The organism is Paenibacillus zeisoli (assembly GCF_003994465.1).
GTDB classification, from domain to species: domain Bacteria; phylum Bacillota; class Bacilli; order Paenibacillales; family Paenibacillaceae; genus Fontibacillus; species Fontibacillus zeisoli.
On record NZ_RZNX01000004.1, the window covers coordinates 89,891 to 115,817 of the forward strand.

General features: G+C 48.4%; 15 protein-coding genes. 12 read left to right on the forward strand and 3 right to left on the reverse strand.

Annotation, left to right across the window (positions count from 1 at the left end; all coding sequences use genetic code 11):
• Positions 1-46: 46 nt before the first annotated feature.
• Positions 47-145 carry a dihydroorotate dehydrogenase gene (locus tag EJP77_RS11815; RefSeq protein ID WP_127199447.1) on the reverse strand — a complete coding sequence of 33 codons (99 nt, stop codon included), beginning with the start codon at positions 143-145 and terminating at the stop codon, positions 47-49.
• Between the two features lie 202 nt (positions 146-347).
• Between EJP77_RS11815 and htpG the strand changes: the two genes are divergently transcribed.
• The 7 genes from htpG (at position 348) to EJP77_RS11850 (ending at position 17,697) form a co-directional block, all read left to right on the forward strand.
• Entirely contained in the window at positions 348-2,228 is a 1,881-nt protein-coding gene (gene htpG / locus EJP77_RS11820; RefSeq protein ID WP_127199448.1) for a molecular chaperone HtpG, read from the forward strand.
• Between the two features lie 269 nt (positions 2,229-2,497).
• Positions 2,498-3,352, forward strand: coding sequence for a manganese catalase (locus EJP77_RS11825; protein WP_127199449.1), 855 nt, complete (start codon positions 2,498-2,500; stop codon positions 3,350-3,352).
• Positions 3,353-3,604: 252 nt separating this feature from the next.
• Positions 3,605-3,775, forward strand: coding sequence for a DUF3934 family protein (locus tag EJP77_RS11830; protein WP_127199450.1), 171 nt, complete (start codon positions 3,605-3,607; stop codon positions 3,773-3,775).
• 43 nt (positions 3,776-3,818) lie between these two features.
• Positions 3,819-4,106, forward strand: coding sequence for a hypothetical protein (locus EJP77_RS11835; RefSeq protein WP_127199451.1), 288 nt, complete (start codon positions 3,819-3,821; stop codon positions 4,104-4,106).
• Positions 4,107-4,290: 184 nt separating this feature from the next.
• Positions 4,291-8,433 (forward strand): S-layer homology domain-containing protein, encoded by a 4,143-nt coding sequence (locus EJP77_RS11840; protein WP_127199452.1) that lies wholly within the window; start codon positions 4,291-4,293, stop codon positions 8,431-8,433.
• A 629-nt stretch (positions 8,434-9,062) separates the two neighbouring features.
• Positions 9,063-16,298 carry a pullulanase gene (locus EJP77_RS11845; RefSeq protein WP_127199453.1) on the forward strand — a complete coding sequence of 2,412 codons (7,236 nt, stop codon included), beginning with the start codon at positions 9,063-9,065 and terminating at the stop codon, positions 16,296-16,298.
• Positions 16,299-16,509: 211 nt separating this feature from the next.
• Positions 16,510-17,697 (forward strand): MFS transporter, encoded by a 1,188-nt coding sequence (locus tag EJP77_RS11850; protein ID WP_342773008.1) that lies wholly within the window; start codon positions 16,510-16,512, stop codon positions 17,695-17,697.
• Between the two features lie 543 nt (positions 17,698-18,240).
• On the opposite strand, the gene EJP77_RS11855 is transcribed toward EJP77_RS11850, so the two are convergent.
• Complete coding sequence (locus EJP77_RS11855) at positions 18,241-19,167, reverse strand: RNA polymerase sigma-70 factor (protein WP_127199454.1); 927 nt, start codon at positions 19,165-19,167, stop codon at positions 18,241-18,243.
• A gap of 5 nt (positions 19,168-19,172) precedes the next feature.
• Entirely contained in the window at positions 19,173-20,477 is a 1,305-nt protein-coding gene (locus tag EJP77_RS11860) for a phytoene desaturase family protein (protein WP_246021873.1), read from the reverse strand.
• A gap of 307 nt (positions 20,478-20,784) precedes the next feature.
• On the opposite strand from EJP77_RS11860, the gene EJP77_RS11865 reads away from it, so the two are divergent.
• From EJP77_RS11865 to EJP77_RS11885, 5 genes are all read left to right on the forward strand, one after another.
• Entirely contained in the window at positions 20,785-23,025 is a 2,241-nt protein-coding gene (locus EJP77_RS11865) for a sensor domain-containing protein (RefSeq protein ID WP_246021874.1), read from the forward strand.
• A gap of 211 nt (positions 23,026-23,236) precedes the next feature.
• Positions 23,237-24,040: an AAC(3) family N-acetyltransferase gene (locus EJP77_RS11870; protein WP_127199456.1), complete on the forward strand. Its 804-nt coding sequence runs from the start codon at positions 23,237-23,239 to the stop codon at positions 24,038-24,040.
• A 115-nt stretch (positions 24,041-24,155) separates the two neighbouring features.
• Positions 24,156-24,608, forward strand: a complete 453-nt coding sequence (locus EJP77_RS11875; protein WP_127199457.1) for a HEAT repeat domain-containing protein — start codon at positions 24,156-24,158, stop codon at positions 24,606-24,608.
• Positions 24,609-24,617: 9 nt separating this feature from the next.
• Entirely contained in the window at positions 24,618-24,896 is a 279-nt protein-coding gene (locus tag EJP77_RS11880) for a NifU N-terminal domain-containing protein (protein ID WP_342773009.1), read from the forward strand.
• 84 nt (positions 24,897-24,980) lie between these two features.
• Entirely contained in the window at positions 24,981-25,769 is a 789-nt protein-coding gene (locus tag EJP77_RS11885; protein WP_185897322.1) for a DUF4261 domain-containing protein, read from the forward strand.
• Positions 25,770-25,927: the final 158 nt, after the last annotated feature.

The window sequence follows — 25,927 nt, forward strand, 5'->3', positions numbered from 1 at the left end:
AGGCCTTAAGCCGTGACTATATTTTTAATAAGAAAGGGGCTGAGAATTACACCATGAAGGCACTAGTAATAATTACGAGCAAGATGAACAGAACCAGAATGGCTCCTGTAGAAGTTCCAAGGCCAACGCCACCAACTCCACCCATAAATGTCTCCTCCTCTCTCGAAGAACACTTGTCAGAACAATACACATTATGCAAGGCATTAAGTATTGGCTTAGGCTAATGAGCAATGACTTCTATTGACACGTTATTTGGCCCATGATATATAAAAATAAGAATTAGCACTCTGAATGACCGAGTGCTAAAATGAATAACAAACAATCGCAAAGAAAGGAAGATGACTATCATGGCAAAGAAGCAGTTTCAGGCTGAGTCCAAGCGGCTCCTGGATATGATGATTCACTCCATCTATACCCAGAAGGAAATTTTCCTCAGAGAGCTCATTTCCAATGCCAGTGACGCTATCGATAAGATGTACTACCGTGCGCTAAGTGATGACACGCTGGTGTTTAATAAGGAAGATTACTTCATTAAAATTACTGCCGATAAGGCGAACCGGACGCTGACCATCACCGATACGGGGATCGGGATGACGCCGGAGGAGCTGGAGAACAACCTGGGCGTTATTGCGAAGAGTGGTTCGCTTGCGTTCAAGAACGAGAATGAGCTGAAGGACGGGCATAATATCATCGGACAGTTCGGGGTCGGGTTCTATTCGGCCTTCATGGTTGCTGATGTAGTCACTGTAACCAGCCGTGCATTTGGCAGCGATGAGGCTTTCAAATGGGAGTCCGAGGGAGCTGACGGCTATACGATTGAGCCTGCAGCTAAGGACTCTGTAGGTACAAAAATTGTGCTGAAGATCAAGGAGAACACCGAAGACGATCAGTACGATGAATATTTGGACGAGTACCGACTCAGAAGCATCGTGAAGAAGTATTCTGACTTTATCCGATATCCGATCAAGATGGACATGACTTCCCGCCAGCCTAAGGAAGGCAGCGACAACGAGTTCGAGGAGACGGTGGAAGAGCAGACCCTCAATAGCATGGTTCCGATTTGGCGGAAGAATAAGAGCGAGCTGACGGACGAGGACTATGAGAACTTTTACAATGAGAAAAGATATGGGTTCGATAAGCCGCTGTCTCACATCCACATCAAGGCAGATGGAGCTGTGGTGTATAACGCCATCCTCTTCATCCCGGAGAATACGCCATTCGACTACTATACGAAGGAATATGAGAAGGGACTTGAGCTCTACTCGAACGGCGTGCTGATCATGAACAAATGCGGCGATCTGCTGCCGGATTACTTCAGCTTTGTGAAAGGAATGGTCGATTCCGAGGACCTGTCTCTCAACATATCCCGGGAGATGCTGCAGCATGACCGCCAGCTGAAGCTGATTGCGAAGAACATTCAGAGCAAGATCAAGAGCCAGCTGGTCAGCCTGCTGAAGGATGAGCGGGAGAAATATGAGCGGTTCTATTCTTCTTTTGGCCGTCAGCTGAAGTTCGGTGTCTATAACGATTATGGAATGAACAAGGAAGTGCTTCAGGACCTGCTCCTATTCCACTCTTCCAAGGAGAAGAAGCTGGTCACACTGGATGAGTATGTATCCAGAATGCCTGAGGATCAGAAATACATCTATTATGCTGCCGGGGAGTCCATCGAGCGAATTGAGAAGCTTCCGCAGATTGAAGTCGTATCGGATAAAGGCTATGAGATTCTGTACTTAACGGATGATATCGATGAGTTCGCCCTGAAGGTGATTATGACTTATAAAGAGAAGGAATTTAAGTCGGTCTCCAGTGGTGATCTCGGGATTGAAGCCGATACGGATAAGGAACAATCCGAGTCCGAGGAGAGTGCAAACAAGGAGTTGTTTGACTCCATGCAGGGCTTCCTTGCCGGTAAAGTGACTAAAGTTAAGGCATCGAAGCGTCTCAAGACCCATCCGGTCTGCTTGTCTACCGAAGGGGAGCTGACGATCGAGATGGAGAAGATCTTGAAGGCCATGCCAAGCGGCCAGGATGTGAAGGCCGACAAGGTGCTTGAGATTAATGTGAATCACGACGTATTCCAGTCTCTGAAGGACGCTAAAGCCAGCGATCCACAGAAGCTGGAGCTGTATACGAATCTGCTGTACAATCAGGCTCTTCTTATCGAAGGGTTGCCGGTTAGCGATCCAGTAGAATTCACGAATAATATCTGCAAGATTATGGTGTAAAAACACTAATCATTGTGCAGGATTAAAGAGCAGTATTAGACTGCTGTTAACATCAATCCCCCACTTCCGGGTTAGCCGGAGTGGGGGATTCCTTTATTTATTTAAGCAAATACGAACGAACGGATAGGGCAGGAAATACAAGGCCGCCTGATAGAATTGGCTGCATTTTGGCCGGTGCGGCTGATTGGAATTATTTAGTACAGGGTAAGAATACTGCGACAAGACGCGACAACACACGCAACCCCATAACCGAAGGAGGAAGTCATTTTATGTTTTTTCACATTAAAGAACTTCAATTTCGTGCCAAGCCTGAGAAACCGGATCCCGTATACGCGAGAAAGCTTCAGGAAGTATTGGGTGGGCAATTTGGTGAAATGTCCGTAATGATGCAGTATCTATTCCAGGGCTTCAACTGCCGCGCAGACCGCAAATATCGTGATATGCTGCTGGATATCGGGACTGAGGAGATCGGTCATGTGGAAATGCTGTGTACCATGATCTCTCAGCTGCTGGACGGAGCGCCTGCGGATCAGGTGGATGAAATGGCTAAAGATCCTCTCATTGCAGCAGCACTGGGCGGTATGAACCCGCAGCATACGATCGTGTCGGGCATGGGTGCGATGCCAAGCGACAGTAACGGATATCCTTGGAACAGCAAATATATCATCTCGAGCGGGAACCTGCTCGCTGATTTCCGTGCCAATCTGAATGCGGAATCCCAGGGCCTTGTGCAGGTTGTACGGCTCTATGAGCAGACGACAGATCCGGGTATCCGCGATATGCTGAGCTTCATGATCGCCCGCGACATCATGCACCAGAATCAATGGATGGCGGCCATTGAAGAGATTGAGCAGCTGGAGGGACCTATTGCTCCGGCTTCCTTCCCGCGCGAGCAGACTGTGGAAGAGGCAACACGCCAATTCCTTAACTTCTCCGAGGGAGAAGCGAGCAGTGCAGGACGCTGGGCGAATGGGCCGCTGCCGGATGGAACAGGCAATTTCGAGTATGTTGCGAATCCCCAGGCTCAAGGTGGAGTGCCTGAGTTGAAGCCGCCTGCGGATCATCAGCACTCAACGCCGGGAACAGGTCCTTATATTGTGAATAAAGGAAAGCTGGACAAATAATTTCAAAGATTATTGGACAAGGGGCTGCCTATTGGCGGCTCCTTTTTAATTCTTTCCACAACCGCGGATTGAGCTGAAAGATTTTAAAAATATTCCTATATCAGCCGAACTTGCAGTGAATCTTTAGCTCTTTCCACATAGTAAGTGAGTAAATGTGTTAAACTGGTTATAAAGTGGTAAGTAACCCGTACGGTGCATGTGGAGCGGCGTGTGGACAGATGGCGGTAAGATCAATATTAACGGAGTGATTATTTGAGTAAAGCTAAGGGCAAAGGCGGAACAGGCAGGGGAACAGGCAAGAAGGGCTGGAACCGGTGGCAGGCTAGTGCCAACAAAGCGAAGAGCGCACCCAAACCCTACAAGAGTAAAGGGACCAAGAACCGGGATAGCGAACCATCTCCCGTTAATCTTAAAGACGAATAACTATATTTTATAGGAGTGATGATTTCTGAGAAGACAAAAGCCAATGTCATTTGATGATCTGCTGGTGGAATTACAAGGACAAAGAACAGTTCAGGAAGACCCGAACAATGTGCCTTTAGAGAAGCTGTTCAATGAATCATTCATGAGCAAGCATTCCGGGTTTAACAGCTTTGGAGCGTTCGTGGAAAAGGGGAATTTCCAGATTCAAACCCAGGAGGATGTCCATAACATCCCGGATGAGCTGTTTGACCGCCATGTGGCGCGGGAGACGGATTTCTCGGATTGGAAATCGATGCTGGAAACGGCGAATAAGGAATACGAAGGTTCCTAATCTTCAAAGAGGGTAACTCAGGCGTAGTCAACGCTTGGGTTATTTTTTTGGTTATTTTACTTTATCCAAAGGGTGGTAAAAAAAATGTCGTATATTAGCAAAAAATCTACCCGTATAGTTACCACAAAGTGTATAATGCTAGAGCAACATAGCAAGTTAAAATGAGAGGGATTGATAAATAAAAATGCACCGTCAGATTAAGAAATTGAATGTTCTCCTTATCTTTACATTACTAGTATCCACTTTTTCATTTGACTTACCAAAGGCAGCAGCGGATGGCGAGACGATCGTGCCTTGGAAGTCAATTGTTCACGTAGGAGATACGGTGAAATATGGTAACAAAAACTGGATTGTACTTGATCCGAATACCGGATACTTAATCGCTTCAGACCTTGATGGAACGCGGGCATTTGATTCGAACAATAACCAGCTGTTCAATCCAGGCGATGGAGCCAATATTGCATCCTGGCTTAATGGAGCTTACTATAATAACCTTCCTGATCATTTGTGGATTCAGAATTCAAGCTGGAACATAGGCAATGAGACGAATGAAGCGGCATTGAGTGTAAATGCGAAGGTTGGTCTTCTTAGCTACTATGAATCCAGGCTGTACCGGCCGTATCTGGGTATCCCGGCTGATCGCTACTGGTTAATTACTCCCCAGCAGAGAAGCCCGTTCTATGTATGGTATTTGAATACCAACGGATCGGCATCTGCAATTACGGCCAACAATTCACGAGCACTCCGGCCGGCACTGCATTTGAAATCTGCGCTTTCTATTGCTTCAGGGTCGGGACAAACCTCTGACCCGTATGTCATTATGAATCATACTCCTGTAATTGAACTCTCAAGTGCGAATGATAGCCGGATAATTTCCACTAAGATCGGAAGCGATTCTGTGTCTATTTCCGGAAAAGTATCCGATGGCGATGGAGGAGATGTGACGGTTAGTGCAACCCTTGGCGGCGTTACCAAGACAGCGACGGTTACCTCGGCCCCGGCTGCTAATCCGGTAGAGGACAATTTTACACTAACCTGGAATACAGCTGTGGACTCGCTGGGCAATGGCGAGAACAAGAATTTCCTAGTGACGGCTGATGATGGGAACGGGGCTCTTGGATCCGCTGCCTATTATGGAACCATTACGGTAGATACGATTGCACCTAACATGCCTGTATTCCAATTCACCTCCCCTGCGGGCTACATATCTGGAACGGCTGCGAAGGAAGAGGTTACCTACACGATCCTGAACGGTACAGACCAGGGGTCAGGTGCCTCGAAATCACAATATAGGAGCCGCAAGGATGGCGGCACCTGGAGTGATTGGACAGATTACACCACACCTCTTAAAGTCTCTGAGGAGGGGACTACAGATATGGAGGCCGTCACCCTGGATCTGGCTGGGAACGTATCCACGGCTGCGCAGGCCCAGGTTCTGATGGATACTACTGCGCCTACTGCGCCAACGGTGAATTTCGTTGCCCCTCCTGATTATACCTCCGGCACAGACTCTTACCAGAATGTTACGTTCACCGTCAGTAATGGCATAGATTCTGGCTCTGGTGTGCTGAAATCACAATATCGGATAAGTGAAGATGAAGGATTGACGTGGGGAAGCTGGACAGATTATGGAACTGCAGTGTCCCTATCTAAAGCTGGAAGATCAAATATTGAAGCTAAAACAATCGATATAGCAGGAAACGAGTCGGAATCTATATCCGCTCATGTTCAGATCGTTAAGGTTGCTCCGACGGCCTCGAATGTCAGTCTGTCCGGAACCCCGGTTGAAGGCCAGACCTTAACCGGACTATACAGCTATGCGGATATGAATGGGGATGCGGAGGTTGGAACCTCATACCAATGGTATCGTTCAGATAATGCGGCTTTAAGTACGAACCACACTCCGATCCCTGGCGCTACAGCTCAGACCTATACTCTGCAGGCAGAGGATGTAGGCAAATATATTTCGTTCGAGGTAAAGCCGCGGAATGCGGAGGAACCGACTGCGGGAAGCGCTGTAGAGAGCGCTGCGTTTAAGATTGCTGCTGCACCAGCAGCGCCGTCAGCAGCGAACGTGAGGATTACAGGCCAAACTTATATCGGCCAGACCTTAACCGGAAGCTACGCTTATGAGGATGTAAATGGAGATGAAGAAAGCGGCAGCACGTACCAGTGGTATCGCTCAGATGACTCAAGCATGACCCTGAATCATACTTTGATAGCGGGAGCTACAGCGAAGACCTATACCTTGCAGACAGAAGATGTAGGCAAATATATTTCATTCGAAGTAACTCCGAAGACGGAGACAGCCCCAACTGCAGGAACAGCGGTTGAAAGTGCTGCAACGGCTAAAGTTATTCTCGCTCCAGCTGCACCAGAAGCAGCCCATGTATCTGTCGCGGGCAATGCCGTTCAGGGCCAGACTCTGACCGGAAGCTATACCTATTCGGATGTGAACGGAGATGTAGAGAGTGGGAGCACTTACCAGTGGTACCGCTCGGATGACCCGGCTCACCTGCTTAAGCATACTGCGATTACGAACGCCAATAGTAAAGAATATATCCTTCAGGCTGGGGATATTGGCAAGTATATTTCTTTTGAGGTTGTTCCACGGAATGAAGCTGCCCCTACTACTGGATTTGCGGTAGAAAGTTCGGCTACGGACAAGATTATCGCTGGACCCGCGGCTCCAACGGCAACCCAAGTAACTATATCGGGGACACCAGTCGTAGGAGAGAATCTAAGCGGAAGCTACGATTATGCCGACGTGAACGGGGATGTGGAGAACGGCAGTACGTACCAGTGGTACCGCTCGGAAAATGCGGCCAAGACGGCGAATCATACACCTATAGCAGGGGCTGTGAATCAGACCTATACCCTGCAGCCAGAGGATGTTGGAAAGTATATCTCGTTCTCGGTGACTGCGCGTAATGCGGCTGTACCTGCAAACGGTGCAGAAGTGGAGAGTGCTCCTGCTATTTTGATCCAAGCAGTACCGGTGGTTCAACCTAATCCGGGTCCCACATCTCCAGCTCCAACAGGAGAGGCTGAACCTGCCAAGGAGTATGTTAACGTCAATGTGGAGGCCAGCGGCGGAAGTGCTGGCAGCATCATCTCTACGCTGGTAATCGAACGGCTATTGAAAGCCGATGGCACTAAAAAAGATGTGATTAATTTGACATTAGATCAAATCACCAAAGCCGTAAGCGGGACTTCAGCAGCTGGCCTGTCGTCAGTCACCATTGTTGTGCCTGATCTCAAGGATGAAGTATCTGAGATAAAGGTGAGCCTTCCTAAGGCGGTAGTTAAGCTGTTGGATAGTGCCAAAGTTGGATTAAGGCTAGTGACCCCTAATGCCCAGATGCAAATCCCGGTAGAGTCACTGCAGAATGCATCAGATGATCTTGTGATTAACCTGATCCCGGCAAAAACAGATACAGATAAGCAAACTATTCAAGACCGTATACGCCACGACTCAATGATTACAAAGCTATTGGGCAGCAGAATAGTGAATATTGTAGCACGCCCCGTGTCGATCGATACCAATCTTCAAGGGCGCGAGGTGACATTGATCCTGCCATTGAATAATCATAACTTGAGCCAGGATGCACTGAAGGATTTGGCGGTATTCATTGAGCATAGTGATGGCTCAAAGCAAATATTAAGAGGCACAATCGTACCCTATAACAATAATGGGGATATGGGGCTGAAATTTACTGTTGATAAATTCAGTACATTTACGATCATTACTGCGGATGGTCTAGCGTCAGTTAACCTGCAATCGTCGTACATGAACGGTTACACGGATAGCACCTTCAAGCCTGATGCCAAGATTACGCGTGCTGAGATCGCAGCTATATTGGCGCGGGTCATTTCGAATCGTGACCAGACCGAGAATAGGACCTATCGTGACGTTAAGACCACGTATTGGGCGAAAGATGCCGTTATAAAAGTAACGAGCATGGGGCTTATGCAAGGGTATGCGAATGGAACTTTCGACCCGGATAGACCCGTAACTCGGGCTGAAATGGCGAAGATTGTATCCTTGTTGATCAGCACCGATGTTGAGGCAGGTGCCGGATTTGCGGATACTTCAGGTCACTGGGCAGAAGCAGCTATTCAGAAAGTCCAAGCTGCCGGTATGATGAAAGGCTACCCGGATCATTCGTTCCGGCCCGATCAATCCCTTACCCGGGCTGAAGCGGTGGTTATCATGAATAAGGTGCTTAACCTTACCCCGCCTAGTGCGTCGGTACATTCAGGGTTCAAGGATGTTCCGGATCATCATTGGGCGCTGCGCGATATTAATGTAGCTACGGCCAGGTAAATTGAAAGATAAACAAGCAGGGCATAACAGCAGATTATTAATAGCAGCTTTAAAAAAGGGCAGCCTGGACTTAGAATCCAGGCTGTCCTTTTTTACTTCAGTGAACATGTGTTTTTGCGGATGATGCGGGACTTTATAACCTATTTTTTTAACATTAAATTACTTATTTATAAATTTTAGTATGTAAACTAATGCAAACGTTAGCGTAAATTGTTGACATATGAATTATGAGTAAATAGTCTCGGTAAATTCAAATAAAATGCGGGTTGACAACTCTTTGTCTAGACGATTAGTATAGTAAACAGAAACCTAGCAAACGCTTTCATTTTATCTTTTTGTGCAAACAAGTTGCACAAGCTGGATTTATTGATTCGTTTGTTTTATTGTCTTTCATGCGCAAACGTTTGCGTGAATTCATGGACCTGGTAAAAACCTTTCCAGGAAAGTGGCGTGAACGTCATTTTTATTTTAATGAAGGAGGGTGACGTGTTACAGAGGCCTAACAAGCCAATATCCATAATTCTAAGAGCTTTGCAGCAGGAATGAGTTAAGGATGAACTTGAAGAGGGATTCTGTTATTTTCGTAACCGCTTACAAGTAAGAGTCTTTATTATGGGAGGTTAGACTGAATGAAGATTTCGTTATGGGGAAAGAGAGCTTTTGCGGTAAGTATGGTCTTGGCTCTTGTATTCTCATGTTTTGGAATGTACCCGGCAGGGGCGAATGCCGCGACCAGCAAGGTTACGCTTGTTGGAGACCTGCAGACTAAATTGGGTTCGGATAAGGATTGGGATCCGGCATCTGCTGTAACTGTAATGACTAGTCAAGGCGATGGCCTGTATGCATTTAAAGGCAATCTGCCAGCAGGAACTTATCAGTATAAGGTTGCCCTCAACGGAGCTTGGGATGAAAGCTATGGATTCAGTAACTATACGAATCCCCAAGGGATTGACCAAGGCGGCAACATCAAGTTAACCCTTGCTGAAGCGAGTGAGGTTACTTTCTATTACAATGATACCACTCATAAAATCGCAGATTCCACCTACTACACGCCTGCAGCAGCCGACAAGCTGCCACGTGTTGTAGGAACCGTGCAGACGGCACTGGGGGAAACTGCAAATTCGCCTGCGGATGCGAAGACTCTGCTGACTGACCCGGACTTTGACAATGTCTACACCGCGACTGCAGAGGTTGCACAGGGAGATTACAAGTACCAGGTATATGTACCGGGGGCTACCGAAGCAGACAATCGTTCCTATCCGGATGCTCCTGCGGATCTGAACTTGCCTTCCAAGCTGCCTGTTACCTTTACGTACAATGCCAAGGATCATACTAGTGATGCAAAATTCACGGCTCCACAAGATCCTGGTCAGGTAACTCCTGTTCCGGCGGGGAATGTACGTATTCACTATGCACGTACAGACAAGAACTACACAGGTCAGAGCTTGTGGATTTATGACGATGTAAAAACGCCTTCCAGCGGCGACTTTCCAGCAGGCGCGACTCCGTTCCCTGCAGGACAGACAGACTCCTACGGAGCCTATGTAGATATTCCTGTAATTGATGGAGCTAAGAAAGTTTCATTTGTTGTTGTGAATCGTTCCACTAATGTCAAGGATGGCGGTAACAAAACCTTCTTTATTCTCACCCCAGAGACAAACGAAGCCTGGATCAAGCAAGGCGACGACAAAGTCTATAAGTCCCCTTCGGGTGAGGAGCCAATTGTACTTGTATCCGCTGGATTAGCAGGTACAACCAAGCTTGCATTGAATTTCTCGACCACCAATGGGCTTGCTGTAGATAAGCTGAAGACTGAACTTAAAGTGAAAGATAAGGACGGCAAAGATCTTGCCGTTAATAATGCAACGATTGCTAGCATAAACACGGTTGAAGTGGAGACAGATGCCTATACACTGGATCAAGCTCCGCTGACTATTGAGTACTCCGGGAAGACGAGAACGACTACAAGTGATTGGAGATTCCTCGATGAGGAATACAATTATACGGGCGATGATCTTGGAGCTACTTACCATGAAGCTGACAAGTCGGCTACACTGAAGCTGTGGGCTCCCAAAGCCAGTAAGGTTGCTGTCGATGTATACGACAAGAGCGATTCAGCTGTCCTGGTTAAGAGCCTTGACCTGACTCAAGGAGAGCATGGAGTCTGGTCCATTGAACTGACGCCTTCGGACCTTGGTGGAGGGATCACCGATGTCCGCGGATACTTCTATCAGTATGAAGTCACGAACAATGGGGTAACCAATAAGGTGCTCGATCCTTATGCGAAATCTATGGCTGTGTTTACCGTGGATACCAAAGGCGATCCAGGTGCTGATGGAGATACAGTAGGCAAAGCGGCTATTGTGGATCTTAGTCAGACGAATCCGGATTCCTATGGCTATGCCGATATCAAAGGCTATGAAAAGCGCGAGGATGCCGTCATCTATGAGGTTCACATTCGTGACTTTACCTCGGATCCTTCGATTGAAGACAACTTTACAGATGTGAGATGGGGTTCTTACAAGGCATTTGAGAAGAAGCTTGACTACCTCAAATCGCTTGGAGTTACTCATATCCAGCTGCTTCCAGTTATGGCTTGGTACTATGGTGACGAGACTAAGATGGGAGAGAGGGAACTCAACTACTCCAATAAGGACAACGAATACAACTGGGGATATGACCCTCAGAACTATTTCTCCCCGGATGGGGCGTACTCTGAGGACCCTAAAGATCCTGAACTGAGAATTAAAGAGTTGAAAGGTTTGATTGATGCGGTACATAAAGCCGGAATGGGCGTTGTTCTGGACGTGGTGTATACGCATATGGCGAAGAAAGAATTTTTGAACGATATAGTGCCTAACTACTATCACTTTATTGATCCAAGCGGAAAGTTCATTGGCGGGTTCTCCAACAATCTCGCTACCAACCACAAGATGGCTGAGAAGCTGATGGTGGATTCCGTTAAGTACTGGTTCAAGGAGTACAAAATCGACGGCATGCGCTGGGATATGATGGGTGATGCCACCTACGAGGCTGTACAGCATGCGCTTGACGCTGCAAAAGAGATTAACCCTAAAGCCCTCTTCATCGGCGAAGGATGGAGAACATTTGGCGGTCAGGATGCGGAACCGGATCTTCTCGGCAAGGCAGCCGATCAGGATTGGGTGAACAAGACGGATGACATGGGTGTTTTCTCCGATGAATTCCGCAATGAAGTGAAATCCGGCTATAACTCGGAAGGCCAGCCAAGATTCATTACGAACGGCGCACGTTCAATCAGTACGATTATGAACAATATCAAAGGCGAGCCTTCGAACGTTAAATTTGACGATCCGGGCGACATCGTTCCTTATATTGAAGCCCACGACAACTTGACGCTGCACGATGTTATCGCACTGTCAATCAAGAAGGATCCATCCATTCCGGAGAACGAGCTTGAAATTCAGAAACGGATCCGACTCGGGAATATGCTGGAGCTTACTTCCCAGGGTACAGCCTTTATTCATGCGGGTCAGGAATACGGGCGGACCAAGCAGTGGAAGACGGACAAGGAACCGGAGGATAAGGGCAGAGCTACAGTATTAAATGATCAAGACGGTAAGGCCTTGGGCTATTTCATCCATGACTCGTATGACTCATCGGATGCCGTCAATATGTTCGACTGGTCGAAAGCAACCGATGAGACAAACTTCCCGGTTCAGACTACCACCCAGAAATACACTTCGGGTCTAATCGAACTTAGGAAATCAACGAACGCTTTCAGATTGGGCGACAAACTGTTGGTAGATTCCAATGTTACGCTGATTCCTGCAAAGGAAATCAAGACAGACGATCTGGTTATTGGTTATAAGAATAAATCAACCGACGGAACAGGCAACTATTATGTGTTCATGAATGGAGACAGCACTTCAAGAACCCTTACGCTTAGTGAGGACTTGACCAAGGGAGTCGTGCTGGTAGATAGCGATGAAGCTGGAGTTACTGCAATTAAGGATCAATCCGGGTTCAAGCTTACCGCTGATTCCATCACGCTCGACCCACTTACGGCCGTAATTATCAAGCAGGATGCAGCTGCTGCAAAGCTTACTTCGCTTGTACCGGACAGCCGAAATTACTCACTGCAGGTTGGTGGCACACATCAAACTGCTGTAGTAGCGAAATACGATGATGGCAGCAAAGCTACGGTGACAGGTAAGGCTACGTACGTATCCGACAAACCTGAAGTAGCTACGGTTACAGACAAAGGCCTGGTTAAAGCCACTGGCCTGGGTACAGCAACAATTACAATTTCTTATGGCGGCAGATCGAAAACCGTAACGGTTTTTGTTAATCCAAAACGGTATGTGGAGTTTACCTATATCCGAGAAGATGGAAACTATAAGGACTGGAATCTCTGGGTATGGAATACGGGAGTTAAGAATGATCAGATCGATTTCACCACTATTAAGGACGGCAAAGCCAGTGTTCTGATTGAGGTGGCCCCAAATGCAACGAACGTTGGGTTTATAGTGCGTAAGGGAGCCGATTGGAGTACGGCTAAACAGGACATCAGTTATAATCGTGAAATTCCGCTTACCCCTGGGGAACAATTTACAAAGGTTACCGTAAAGAGCATGGTTGGTGAACTGAATATCAAACCAGCCAATACAGGACCTGTGATGAAAGACGGTAGTATCACTTTCATTTACCGTGATGATGAGTTGTTCCGCCAAGGTACTATGACGGACATTAAAGCTGTCAAAGTCAAAGTTAATGGAACAGAATATCCGATGGTCTATGATGAGGCTAAGGAATGGTTCAGCTATAAGCTGACGAAAGCGAATGAGGGTAACAATAACTATACCTTCCTAGTTACTGCTAAGGACGGTAATACGACTGAAGTTACTGATCCTAAGAATACGGTTAATGGAAAGTCCGTGCTGGTCTATCATAATCCGACGGTTAAGGTTTCAGCTTCTGTGAATCCGGCAGCCGTAACATCGAACCAGAATGCGGTTCTGACGGTAAAAGCTGATTCGTCCCTTGCAGGCGTTAGCTACCGTGAAGGTACTTTGGATCTGTCTACGCTTGGTGGTCCTAGCCAAGTGAAGCTGGATACGACACTGATGAAGCAGACCATTGCGGTGAAAGACACTGTGGCTGCTGGAATCAAGACGCTTCCGATTACCCTTGTGGATCAATATGGCAATACACACAAGGGCAGTACAACGATCGAAGTGAAGGCCAGAACGTATACGGGCGACAAGCTTGATTTTGATTGGGATGAAGCCCGGATCTACTTTGCATTAACAGACCGCTTTAAAGACGGGGATACAACGAACGATTTCAACGTGGATAAGACTCACCCTGAGGCTTATCACGGTGGAGACTTCCGCGGTATGATCGATAACCTGGATTATATCCAGAAGCTGGGCATCAACACCCTGTGGATTACCCCAATTGTAGATAACATTGACTTCAACAAAGGGGCCGACTTTGACGCCAAGCAGTATGGTTACCATGGATATTGGGCCAAAGACTTTACCCAGCTTGATGAGCACCTTGGCGATATGGCTACCTTCAAGGAGCTGATTAACAAGGCGCATGACAGAGGCATCAAGATCATGGTTGACGTAGTGCTTAACCATACAGGTTATGGTGTGAAAGAGGATGATGATGATTATCCGACCATTACACCGGAAGATAAGGAACGGTTTAAAGGAATGCTTCGTATGGATAACGTGTCCGCAGATTCGGACCCAGTCAAAGGCGAACTTGCCTACCTGCCGGACTTCAAGACAGAAGTTCCAGCAGTCCGTGACAAAGTCGTGGCTTGGCAGTCAGGCTGGCTGAACAATGCACGTACGGACCGCGGCGATACGATTGACTATTTCCGTGTGGATACGGTTAAGCACGTTGACGGTACAACATGGAAAGCATTCAAGAATGCCCTGACTGCGATCGATCCGAAATTCAAAATGGTTGGCGAATATTTCGGAGGTACAGTTGATAATAACGGGGATATGCTCCAAACCGGGCAAATGGATGGACTGCTGGATTTCGGTTTCAAAGATGCAGCCCAGAATTTTGCTAACGGCAAAATCAATGACACCGACGCTTATATGCAGGACCGCGAATCCAAGCTCGATAATACCAAGACAATGGCTCAGTTCCTGAGCAGCCATGATGAGAACGGATTCCTGACCGAATATGTGGACGGGGACAAAGGCAAGCTGAAAGTTGCGGCGGCCCTGCAAATTACAGCCAAGGGACAGCCGGTGATCTACTATGGCGAAGAACTTGGGAACTCAGGTAAGAAGGAAGGCGACATGTCCAAAGGCCAGTTCAGTCAGAACCGCAGCGACATGCCTTGGGATAAGCTGACCACAGAACAAGCGCTTCACGATCATTATCAGAAGCTGCTGAATATTCGTGCCAAGTATTCCAAAGTCTTCTCCAAAGGAACACGCACGAAGCTGGCAGGAAGCGACGAGCTCGGTTATCTGGCATTCAACAAGCATTACGGCAATGAAGATGTAGTAACGGTAATCAACACGAATACCACGGCTACAACAGCAACATTTACAGTACCATTTGCAGCTAACACTAATCTGAAGGATGAGTACAGCGGCAATACGTATATCGTCTCTGCAGATGGAAAAGTAAAAGTTAGCTTGCCGGGAAGAGACAACGGAGGCACAGTGATTCTCGCCGTAGCCCAGGCGTCAACACCGGGTAACCCAGGACCAACTGACCCTACTGTACCAACAACGCCTACCGATGATTCTCAGGTAGTTAATGAGTCCAGTCTGAAGAATGGCAAAGATGGCAAGGTTGAGGTTCAAATCGCTCAAGGCAAGAAGTCGGTGCTTCTACCGGCTCAAGCTGCCAAGGCACTTGGAACGAACGATCTTACTATCAAGTTAGGCAGCCTGGACGTGACTCTTCCAAACGAAGTGCTGAACACGATTCAGGGTATGGTCTCCGCTGCAGAGGCAGATGGATCTCAAATTCGATTTGAGGCAAATCCACTGGAAAGCAGCTCGGCCAATACCACAGTGGGTGGATTACAGAAGAAGGGGGCCAAGGTTGCGCCAGCCTCCGATGTCTATGAATTCAAACTGAGCATCATCAAGAAAGACGGAACAAGTATTCCTGTAACTACGTTCCAAGAGCCGATTACCGTATCCTTCAAGCTCAAAGGGAACCCGAACAAAGATCTGGTCGGTGTGTACTATTTGGCAGATAACGGTACTCTGGAATATGTAGGCGGAGTATTGACCGGAGATGTACTGACCGCACAGGTTAAGCATTTCAGTAAATATGCAGCGCTTGAAATCGATAAATCCTTCGCCGATGTTCCTGCATCACACTGGGCATCTGCGGCGATTAAATCGCTGACTGCGAAGCAGATTGTAACTGGAGTTACAGATACGAAGTATCAGCCGAACAGCAAGGTCAGCCGGGCTGAATTCACAGCACTTCTGGCGCGGGCTTTGGGACTCCAGGCTGGGGAGCATTCAGCCTTTGCCGATGTGAAAGCGGGAGCATGGTATGCTTCCTATGTGGACGCAGCGGTTAAAGCAGGCATTGTAACCGGACGCAGCAAGGATGCATTTGCACCAAATGAGACCATCAGCCGTGAAGAAATGGCTGTTATGCTCATTCGTGCACTCGAAGTGAAGCAAGGGAAGAAGGTAGACGCGGCTGTAAGCGCAGGAGCCTTCGCCGACGCTACCAAGATCAGTTCATGGGCAGCTGCTTATGTGAATGCAGCAGCCAGCCTCGAACTGGTGCAAGGCAAGGAGAATCACCAGTTTGATCCGCAAGGCTTCATGACCCGCGCGGAAAGCGCGCAAGTCATCTACAAGCTGCTTGCGAAGTGAAGTAAATTATGGAATGAACCGGCACTCTTCTTAGGAAGAGTGCCGGTTTTTTTGTATATTCACATTAAAGCGTTCCAGCACTGTGCTTTACGGCAAAATGACACTACGGGTAAACTAAGGGATGGTATGAACAAATCGCTCTGCCGAAGTTAATTTATACAAAGCGATATGAAGCGAACTATAGAATCCATATCATAAAGGAGCTCTTGTCTTGTTGTCTTCCATCTCTACGCCGAAGCCGGTGTCGGCGAATTACCGACTCATCGTCCTTCTGCTTGTCGTCATTGTCTCAGGTGCCAGCCAGGGCCTGCTGCTGCCTTTGCTCTCTATTCTGCTCGAGCGTCACGGCGTATCATCCGATGTGAACGGCATGAATGCCGCGGCATTATATATTGGGATCTTCTGTACCATGTTCTTTGTAGAGAAGCCGGTTGTGAAATTTGGATATAAAAGCGTAATTGTGGCTGGTCTGATTCTGGTCACCGGCTCCTCGCTGCTATTCCCGGTCAGCTCATCCCTGATCTTATGGTTCGCTCTGCGCCTGATTGTGGGCGTAGGGGATAGCTCTCTACACTTCGCCACCCAGCAGTGGATTCTGAGCAGCAGTCCTGCGGATAAGCGGGGACGATTCTTCTCGCTCTATGGCATGGCCTACGGAATTGGCTTCAGCATCGGGCCGCTTGGCATCAACCTGCTGCCTTTCGGCGAAGCTATGCCGTTCCTCATCTCGGGGGGGCTGTACGCTGTTATACTGCTTCTCATGCTCCGCATTCCGAATGAACTGCCGGAACAAGCCGGCGCAAGTGAAGCGGCCCAGAACCGATTCGTCCGATCTTACCGACTCGCCTGGTTCGCTTTGATTCCACCGCTGCTCTATGGCGTTATGGAAGCCTCCATGAACAGCAGCTTCCCGCTGTATGGCCTTCGCATCGACCTTGGGAAGCAGTGGATCTCCCTGCTGCTGTTGACCTTCGGGATTGGCAGCATCATCCTGCAGCTTCCGCTTGGAGTATGGAGTGACCGGATCGGACGCAAGCCGGTGCTGATGACCTGTGCATTCCTTGGAGCAGGATTATTCCTGCTAATCCTTGCAGCAGGGGACCATACGCTCCTGCTGTTCCTCTTGTTCGCTCTGGCAGGCGGAATTGTAGGCTCCTTCTATTCACTCGGAATGTCCTATGCGGCCGATATTGTACCCAAGGCTATTTTGCCGGCAACAGGGGTCATCGCCTCGGTGCACTACAGCATCGGGAGTGTACTTGGACCCGTGTTCGGGGGCTACGGGATGAGGTATGTCTCGGTCAACAGCGTCTTCATCTTCCTTGGAGCGGTATTTCTAATCTTTGCTGTTCTAGGGATTTGGTTCAAGCGGGAACCCAAAGCCGAGGTGGATGCCTAACCACCTAACCGCAGCCAAATAGGACTTTGATTAGTGGCAGGCACGAGTCGGGGAGTGTGCTCAAAACGGCACTATATAGAATGTGGTTCGCATGGCTCCAAGTAGAACGCTGCTCGAGCGGTACCGAATAGTATGTCGCTTGAACGACCCTGAGTATAACGCTGCCCAAACGGCACTGAATAGAACCCTGCGCGAACCACTGAACGCTGCTTCCATCCCTGTCTATTTCCGTATAACTTGAATCCTTGCTCTGCAGAATAAATTCTTATACAACGGCACAAAGGCGAGCGCTGTCGCTTGCCACAACCGTTCCTCTTACTACTGGTATCGGTGGAAGAGTCACCCCATCCACACAGCAAAAGAGCCTCCCCTAGGCAAAATGGAAGTAAGTCAACCATTTCACAGGAGGGCTCTTTTTTTGTTATCTACATATTATCGCGATACCGACTGTCTACGTTCTGACAGGGGGAAGGGGACCTTCCGCCGAACTCACTAGTCTCTGTCGAGACAGGGAAGTTATGTTCTGATCCAAGGCTGTGGTAATTAGGTGTCTAATCGAAGGGCCGGGATATGCTTCAGCTTATCAGGATTGACCACAAGGTATATGCCGGAAATCTGCCCCTCTTGGACCTGGAACGTGACCACATTGAGCGGCTGGCCGTTCGTATAGGTTACGATTCCGGTATCTCCGTTCACGGTCGTAACAGAATAGCTAAATCCCTCCACAGTTTTGGCCACCAGGTTGGAGAAGAACATGGCAATCCGCTCGGCACCAAGTATAGGGCGCACTGCCGCGTTGACCTTGCCGCCTCCATCCGAGTACAGGACGGCATCGGTCTTGATGATGTTCAGCAGTCTGTTCACATCCCCGGTGAGCAGTGCCTGGACGAACTGATCTACAGCGCTTGCTGCTGGCTCTTCGGCTACAGACGTAATCGGGGAAGCCGCCTGCTCGGGGTCCGTATCAGGATTGGGAACACGGGTCAGGGCTTGCTTGGCCCGGCGGAATATCTGACGGCAATTCGCACTGCTCTTGTCGACAATATCGGCAATCTCATTATACTCATACTGCAGCACCTCCCTAAGCAGGAACACAGCCCGCTCCGTCCAGGACAGCTGCTGCAGCAGAAGCAGATAGGCGGTCGAAAGAGATTCCTTATGCGTGTATAGCTCATCCGGCCCCTTCCGGGGAGCTTCGTTCACCACAAGCGGCTCGGGCAGCCACGGCCCGACATAGACTTCTCGCTGCTTACTGGCAGAACGCAGATGGTCGATACAGCGGTGAGTGACGATTTTGCATAAATATGCTTTCGGATTCAGAATATGATCCGGCTTCGACTCGTTGACATACAGAAATGCTTCCTGCACGACATCCTCCGCTTCCACTACACTTCCCAGCATCCGATAGGCCAGGGAGAAGAGCAGGGGTCTATACGTGCTGTATTCTTCCTCAGTTCCGGTTAATTCCATATGGATCACCTCCGAATTGACATGTTCATTTGTTCAAGCTGTGATTGTCTCAAAATTGCCTGTGCAGCGCGCACGGCGCTTGCGGCAGATGCATCAGCGAGCATCTCGCCCTGACTTACCCAGTCACCTGCTATGAACAGGCCCTGAATTTCCGGTACGGACGGCCCTGCAAAGCTTCCTGGCTGACCCACGTGCAGATAGTTATGGGTCACGGTTATTCTTGGCAGGAACCTCTGCGTAACCACTTCTTGTTCCCAGCCAGGTTGAATGAGGCTCATAGCCGAAGTCAACTGCTTTTCATCGTCCTGGGGATGGCTTTCTTCTTGTCCGCTATACTTCACGATATGCACCACGCGTGTGCCGTCCTCACTTAATGTCGCATGGGCGGTATGGTGAGAGAAGAAGAGGGGCTGATCAAGTCCAATGGCGAATTCGCGCGACGGAACTGGAAGGCTCTTTAGTCCAACGTCCAGGCAAGCAGCTAACGATGGACGGGCCGCCTCTTTCCAGCGCTTCAATTCTGTCTGCTCAGCGCCTTGCACAAGCTTGAATAACTCAGCAGGGGAAGCCGTGCTGATGACATGAGAAGCTTCCACTGAGTCTCCACCTTCCATCACAACCCGGCGGACCTTACCTTGTTCATGGACGATCTCTGTTACAGATTTGCCGCTGACCAGGCGAACTCCTGCTTGATCAGCTTTAACTTTAAGCTGATCTATGACAGTCTGCCAACCATGATTCAGGTAAAGGACACCTTGCAGCGAACGCTGAACCTGGGCCAGAGCAGGACCAGCAAGCTGATGATCGGGAGCATGGGTATAGGTGGAAGTCCTGCATAGGGCATAGAAAATATGTCTAACCATCGGGTCCTTGATCTCAGACTCGGCCCATGCTCTTAAGCTGCCAGATTCGATCCGGTTCGGGTTGAACTGCTTGATCTTCATCATGAGCTGCATCAGATTAACTTTGTTAGACCAGCTAAGTAGTCTAGAAGATAGGAGACTGGCCGGACCTGCGAGCAAGGGGAGAGATTGATTATTCCATATCGCATGGATATGGGAAGCTGGCTTGCCGCCTTTCAGATCTACCCCGAGCTCCTTCAGGATGGTGTAAGCCTGCCCGGCTTGATACAGAGCATGCCCCCCCAAGTTGAGATACACCTGATTTTTTTTATTCGTGATTGCCCGTCCTCCCCAGCGTCCCGACTTCTCGATCAGGGCTACAGCATGCCCGCCCTTAGCCAAATGAATCGCAGCAATGAATCCGGCCAATCCTCCGCCAATAACAGCTGTATCATATTTATTCATCATCAATATTAATCCTCCTCTGTTTGATCTGTTCATTCATAAGGCGAAACACCATGCTGTTTTGTGACAGAATACAGTTCTGGAGAATCAATTTAAATATTTATTACAGGAATAAACATCCAGATACCGAATTACTTACACTCTAGCTTCTATTGTAAATGGCGGCAGCTTGATCAGAGACCAGCCAACAGCCACTGTCAGAACATCCGAGGAGATTCGAGTCAATACCATAATTTATGGATTAAAAGTAGTGATTCCCTAACCGATATATCATCTAATGGATTATTTGTATCCGCAGCTGGGAGTGAACATGAAGATGAAAGTAATTGGCGGCATGATAAAAAATAAATGGGTTCTGATCTTTGTCGTTCTCATCATAACAGGGTCATTATTTGATCTGCTTCTGGATTCACGGAATTGGACTGTGTATATGTCTTTGCATATTGTCATTCTGATTATCACCCTCTATGGTTTCTTCTCGATGTTAAGAGAAGTGAACAAGACCAAAGATGAACTGACGCTAAATAACCAAAGGCTCAACAATATTTTTGAGACTCTGGATGTGGCGATCTGGTATCACGATATGAAGGCGGATTCTCTTCTCATTACACCGGGTATCGAGAAGCTGTACGGTTATCCGCTCAGTTCCTTTTATAAAGACAAAACCTTTTGGATGCAGGTCATTGTTCCTGAGGATATGGGAGTGATTACGGACCGGTTATCCCGGACGGCCAAGGGGGAGACGGTCACCAGCACATACCGGATCGTGCGTCCGGATGGAGAAGTGCGCTGGATCCGGGACCGGGGAATACCGAAGATGGATCAGAAAGGGAACTTCATCGATTTCACAAGTGTCATTCTCGATATTACGGACCTTAAGGAAAGCGAGGACCGCTATCAGAGCCTGGTGGAAATGTCGCCGGATCTGATAGCGGTCATCAGAAGGGGACGGATAGACTATATCAATAAGGCAGGGTGCACCCTTATAGGCGAGACGTCACCGTGCGAGCTGATTGGTCAGTCTATAGAGAGATTCTTTCCGGCTGAGGTACTGGAAGAGCTCCAGATCAGGGAAGAGACTAAAGGACACGGCCGAAATGGGAAGTCGATTGAATTTGAAATGAGCCGGATGGACGGCAAGAGCACACATGTTGAGCTGACGGCAAGCCCGATTCTTTTTGAAGGCAGGTCGGCGATCCAGGTTGTTGGCAGTGATATCTCCATCCGCAAGGAGTCGGAGAAAATGGTCGAGTTCATGGCCTATTATGACGCCTTAACCGAGCTTCCTAACCGTTACAAGCTCAGAGAGCATCTGAACCATATTCTGAATCATGCAGGGCGCGAAATGCTGGCCGTGCTCTTCCTGGATCTGGACCGGTTCAAGATTATTAATGATACGAAGGGACATATGGTTGGCGATCTGCTGCTTCAGAAAGTGGCCAAAAGATTGGAGCGGGCGGTTCAAGGAGAGGGTCTTGTCTCCCGGCAGGGCGGGGATGAGTTCATAATCCTGCTGGAGAAGTGTACCAAAGAAAAGGTGACCCGGATTGCCAAGAAGCTGCTCGTCGAATGTTCTAGTCCGATTGAGATTAACCATCAGGAATACTTTGTCACAGCCAGTATCGGTATCAGTATGTACCCTGCGGATGGGGTAGATGAGGAGACGTTGATCAAGCATGCCGATACCGCTATGTATCTGGCCAAGGAACGCGGAAAGAACAACTATCAGTTCTATTCGTCGGACCTCAACGGACTGTCGACCCGCAAGATGGAGCTGGAGAACGGGCTTCGCAGGGCAATTGAGCAGGATGAAATGATGATCTATTATCAGCCTCAGGTAGATCTCTCAACTGGCGAGCTTGTCGGGGTTGAAGCCCTGCTGAGATGGAAACATCCGCAGTATGGCATGATCTCTCCACTAGAATTCATCCCGCTCGCTGAAGAGACGGGGCTGATCGTTCCCCTGGGTAAATGGGTGATGAGAACAGCCTGCATGCAGAACAAAATTTGGCAGGATTCAGGGTTCCCTGCAATTCCTGTTGCCGTAAATATCTCTGTTCGGCAGATGGAAGACGAGTATTTCGTCGATTCCGTTACGGAGGTGCTGCAGGAGACTGGACTTGACCCTCAGTATCTGGAACTGGAAATCACCGAAAGTATTGTGCAAAATATTGAAAAGTCGACGCTGATCCTCAGATTACTAAGACTGATCGGGGTCAAGCTGTCCATCGATGACTTTGGCACAGGTTATTCCTCCCTAAGCATCCTGAAGCATCTTCCGATTGATAAGATCAAGATTGATAAATCTTTCGTTGACGATATTATTTATCATTCCAATCAGGGTGCTATGGTGAAGACCATTATCGATATGGGCCTCAATCTGAATTTCAAGGTCATTGCTGAAGGTATTGAGAAGAAGGAGCAAGTGAACTTCCTGATTGATAATGCCTGCCAGATCGGACAGGGTTACTATTACAGTCCGCCTTTGTCGGTAGAATTTATGGAAGCTTATCTGGCCCAGGGAGTCTCCGGGTACTCCAGTGAACTCTAAGCGGTACGGGCGTAATTAGTTTCTTACAGACACCTGTTTTTGTTGATATTAAATGTAAATCTTTGTATGATGTTCTTATACGGATTTTGAATTCTACTCACATATGAAGGACCAACTCAAGGGCAATGAATTGTCTCTTTACGTTTGGAGGACAACAACCCCGCAGCCGCTGCGGGGTTGTTTTTGTATTATCATAATTAGGGGGATGACCATGATGAATTCCAATGAGACCAGCGTCATATTAACCAAGGAGGACCTGATTAAGCAGTTCAAGGAATGCGGTGTGGCACCAGGGCAGACGATCTTTGTACATACTTCGCTCAAAAGTCTTGGGTTCGTGGTAGGCGGATCCGAGACTTTAATCAGAGCTTTACTTGAGATTGTGGGGGAGGAAGGGACTCTGATGATGCCGTCGCAGACCTGGAAGAACCTCGACCCATCTACAGGGGTGCACTGGGAAGTCCCTCAGGATTGTTGGCCGATTCTTCGTGAACACTGGCCTGCTTATGATAAAGAGATTACACCCGCCATCGGCATGGGGGTTGTCGCTGAAATGTTCCGGAAATGGCCGGGAGCCCGGAGAACGGATCACCCGGCAAGGTCTGTTGCGGCTGTGGGCAAATACGCAGATTATATTACGGAGGAGCATGATCTGAGCAATATTTTTGGTGAGAACTCGCCTGTAGATAAGCTGTATAAGCTGGATGGATATGTGCTGCTGATTGGGGTCGGGTACGACAAGAACACCTCTTTGCATTTGGCCGAGACACGGGCGGAATTCCCTACCAAGACCTTTACGGAGGAGAGCAGTGCGATCCTGGTAAATGGTCAGCGGCAGAGGGTGACCTACAGGACCCAGGCTGTGGACGATGTGGATTTCGTTAGAATCGGGAAGGAATATGATGAGGAGCACCAAGTTAAGGTCCATAAGGTCGGAAATGCAGAGGTAAGATTAATTCGCCAGAAATCACTAGTGGACTGGGCAGTTGAATGGATGGAGAAGAATCGGATCTGACGCATGTTTTTATGGGCAAAATGAAGGCAATGCTGAAGTTGAAGTATCCAGGGACCCCCAAGTAGTTATATAATAGAGACTTACAGATCACAGCAAACAAAGGAGTTTGGTCCGTTTGAATAACGAAGAACTGCATAGCGAATTACCCGAGAATTACGATGAGATCAAGAAGGCTGCCAACCGTACCTCTGACTGGAGAGCACGTCTTGAGGCGGTAGAGCAGCTCGGCAAACTTAATCATCAGCAAGCGATCGGCGTCCTTAGAGGCATCTTGAAGAATGATCCTGTACTCCAGGTACAGGAAGCCGCACAGCGTCAGCTCAAAGGACTTGGGGAGAGTGTATCCATCCCTAAGCGCGAGCCGGGGGACCTGGTTCCTGGCATTACGAAGCTGCTGCTAAGAATCAAGAAAAGCCTGCCGAAAGAGCACGCTTATGAAGAATTCAAAGAGAAGCTCAAGAAGATGAGAATTGATGTGTACGATATTTATGAAGGCAACAAAGGCGATGAATTCGATGCATGGCTTGAGGACAAGTGGGCATCACTTCGCACAAGCAAGTACTCTTAAAGGACGGATGTGACCCGAGTATCTATGGAAATCGATGTTCAATATACACCTAATCCGAATTCGATCAAGATCAGCACAAGTAAGCCGTTATTTGAAGGCCCAAGAAGTACTTCCCTGAAAAGTGGAGATGCCACAGATCACCCGCTGGCCAAGGCTTTGCTTAGCATTGAAGGGATCGACAACCTGTTCGCGGTTAACGACTTTGTCACGATTACCAAGACACCGGATGCGGACTGGGATACGATATTGACCCATGTGGAAGAGGCTTTCAACGTAGTATACGGCTAATGCGATTCAGAAGCGATGAACACCTCCAATAGTCGTAAGGACGATGCGGGAGGTGTTTTTTTCAGACAGAGGAGGAATCGGAATATGGGTTTATTCGATAAGCTGCGCGGCAGGAAAGAGGATTCATCTACTCCAGCAGGAGAGGATAAGTTAGGTCCAATTGTTGGATTTGTGCTGCTGGACAAGCCGCAATATGACTTTGATTCTTTTATCGAGAAACTGAATGAGCAGTGGGGGATCGAGACGGGGAAGGAGAAGGCGGAGGAAAGTATCGTGTTCGAGGTAGACGGCATGAAGGTCGCCTGCGGGTATATGCCGGCTGTCATTCCTAACCGCGAGGTAGAGGAGAACTGCAAGTATAACTTCCTGTGGAGAGAAGCGGAGCAGGTCGTCTCCACTCACAAGGCTCATATCATTGTGTCGGTTCTGGGCGCCGAAGATGCCATAGAAGGACACAAGCTTTTTACCAAGGTGGCAAGCTCGCTGCTGCAGACGCAATCTGCGATTGCGATCTATACGGCACCCCTTGTTATGGAAGCAGGGCAGTATGTCGATTTGGCACTATCCCTGAAGGAAGATACACTTCCCGTGGTTCTCTGGGTATTTATAGGCATGTATCAGAATGAGCAGGGTGTGGGTGCGTATACTGTTGGACTCCGAAGCTTCGGCAAGGATGAGATCGAAATTGTGAATTCCAATCAAAGTGCCGGTGATGTATTTGAACTGGTTACTGTAATTGTGAGCTTCATTATAGAGAATGATGTAACGCTGAGAGACGGGGAGACGATTGGGTTCTCTGCAGAGCAGAAGCTGTCACTTACACGCTCCCCGGGCGTAGCGGCTGAAGGGGACAGCATTAAGATCGGATTCTAGCGCAGTTCCAATCTAGTTCCACAAGTAAGCTTCATAACAGGTTGTGACCTTGTCCAGCTTGCTGCTGGTTGCTACCAGGGACCCGTATTCCATTATCGGAATAGGGGTCTTGCTTTTGTTATGTTATCCATGGTGTTGTTGTAAGCCCCGAGGCAGCA

What these genes read in the sequence shown, in the direction of transcription:
- EJP77_RS11815 (WP_127199447.1), bottom strand. Translation starts at nt 145, where the DNA reads ATGGGTGGAGTTGGTGGCGTTGGCCTTGGAACTTCTACAGGAGCCATT.
- htpG (WP_127199448.1), top strand. Translation starts at nt 348, where the DNA reads ATGGCAAAGAAGCAGTTTCAGGCTGAGTCCAAGCGGCTCCTGGATATG.
- EJP77_RS11825 (WP_127199449.1), top strand. Translation starts at nt 2,498, where the DNA reads ATGTTTTTTCACATTAAAGAACTTCAATTTCGTGCCAAGCCTGAGAAA.
- EJP77_RS11835 (WP_127199451.1), top strand. Translation starts at nt 3,819, where the DNA reads ATGTCATTTGATGATCTGCTGGTGGAATTACAAGGACAAAGAACAGTT.
- EJP77_RS11840 (WP_127199452.1), top strand. Translation starts at nt 4,291, where the DNA reads ATGCACCGTCAGATTAAGAAATTGAATGTTCTCCTTATCTTTACATTA.
- EJP77_RS11845 (WP_127199453.1), top strand. Translation starts at nt 9,063, where the DNA reads ATGAAGATTTCGTTATGGGGAAAGAGAGCTTTTGCGGTAAGTATGGTC.
- EJP77_RS11855 (WP_127199454.1), bottom strand. Translation starts at nt 19,167, where the DNA reads ATGGAATTAACCGGAACTGAGGAAGAATACAGCACGTATAGACCCCTG.
- EJP77_RS11860 (WP_246021873.1), bottom strand. Translation starts at nt 20,477, where the DNA reads ATGATGAATAAATATGATACAGCTGTTATTGGCGGAGGATTGGCCGGA.
- EJP77_RS11865 (WP_246021874.1), top strand. Translation starts at nt 20,785, where the DNA reads ATGAAGATGAAAGTAATTGGCGGCATGATAAAAAATAAATGGGTTCTG.
- EJP77_RS11870 (WP_127199456.1), top strand. Translation starts at nt 23,237, where the DNA reads ATGATGAATTCCAATGAGACCAGCGTCATATTAACCAAGGAGGACCTG.
- EJP77_RS11885 (WP_185897322.1), top strand. Translation starts at nt 24,981, where the DNA reads ATGGGTTTATTCGATAAGCTGCGCGGCAGGAAAGAGGATTCATCTACT.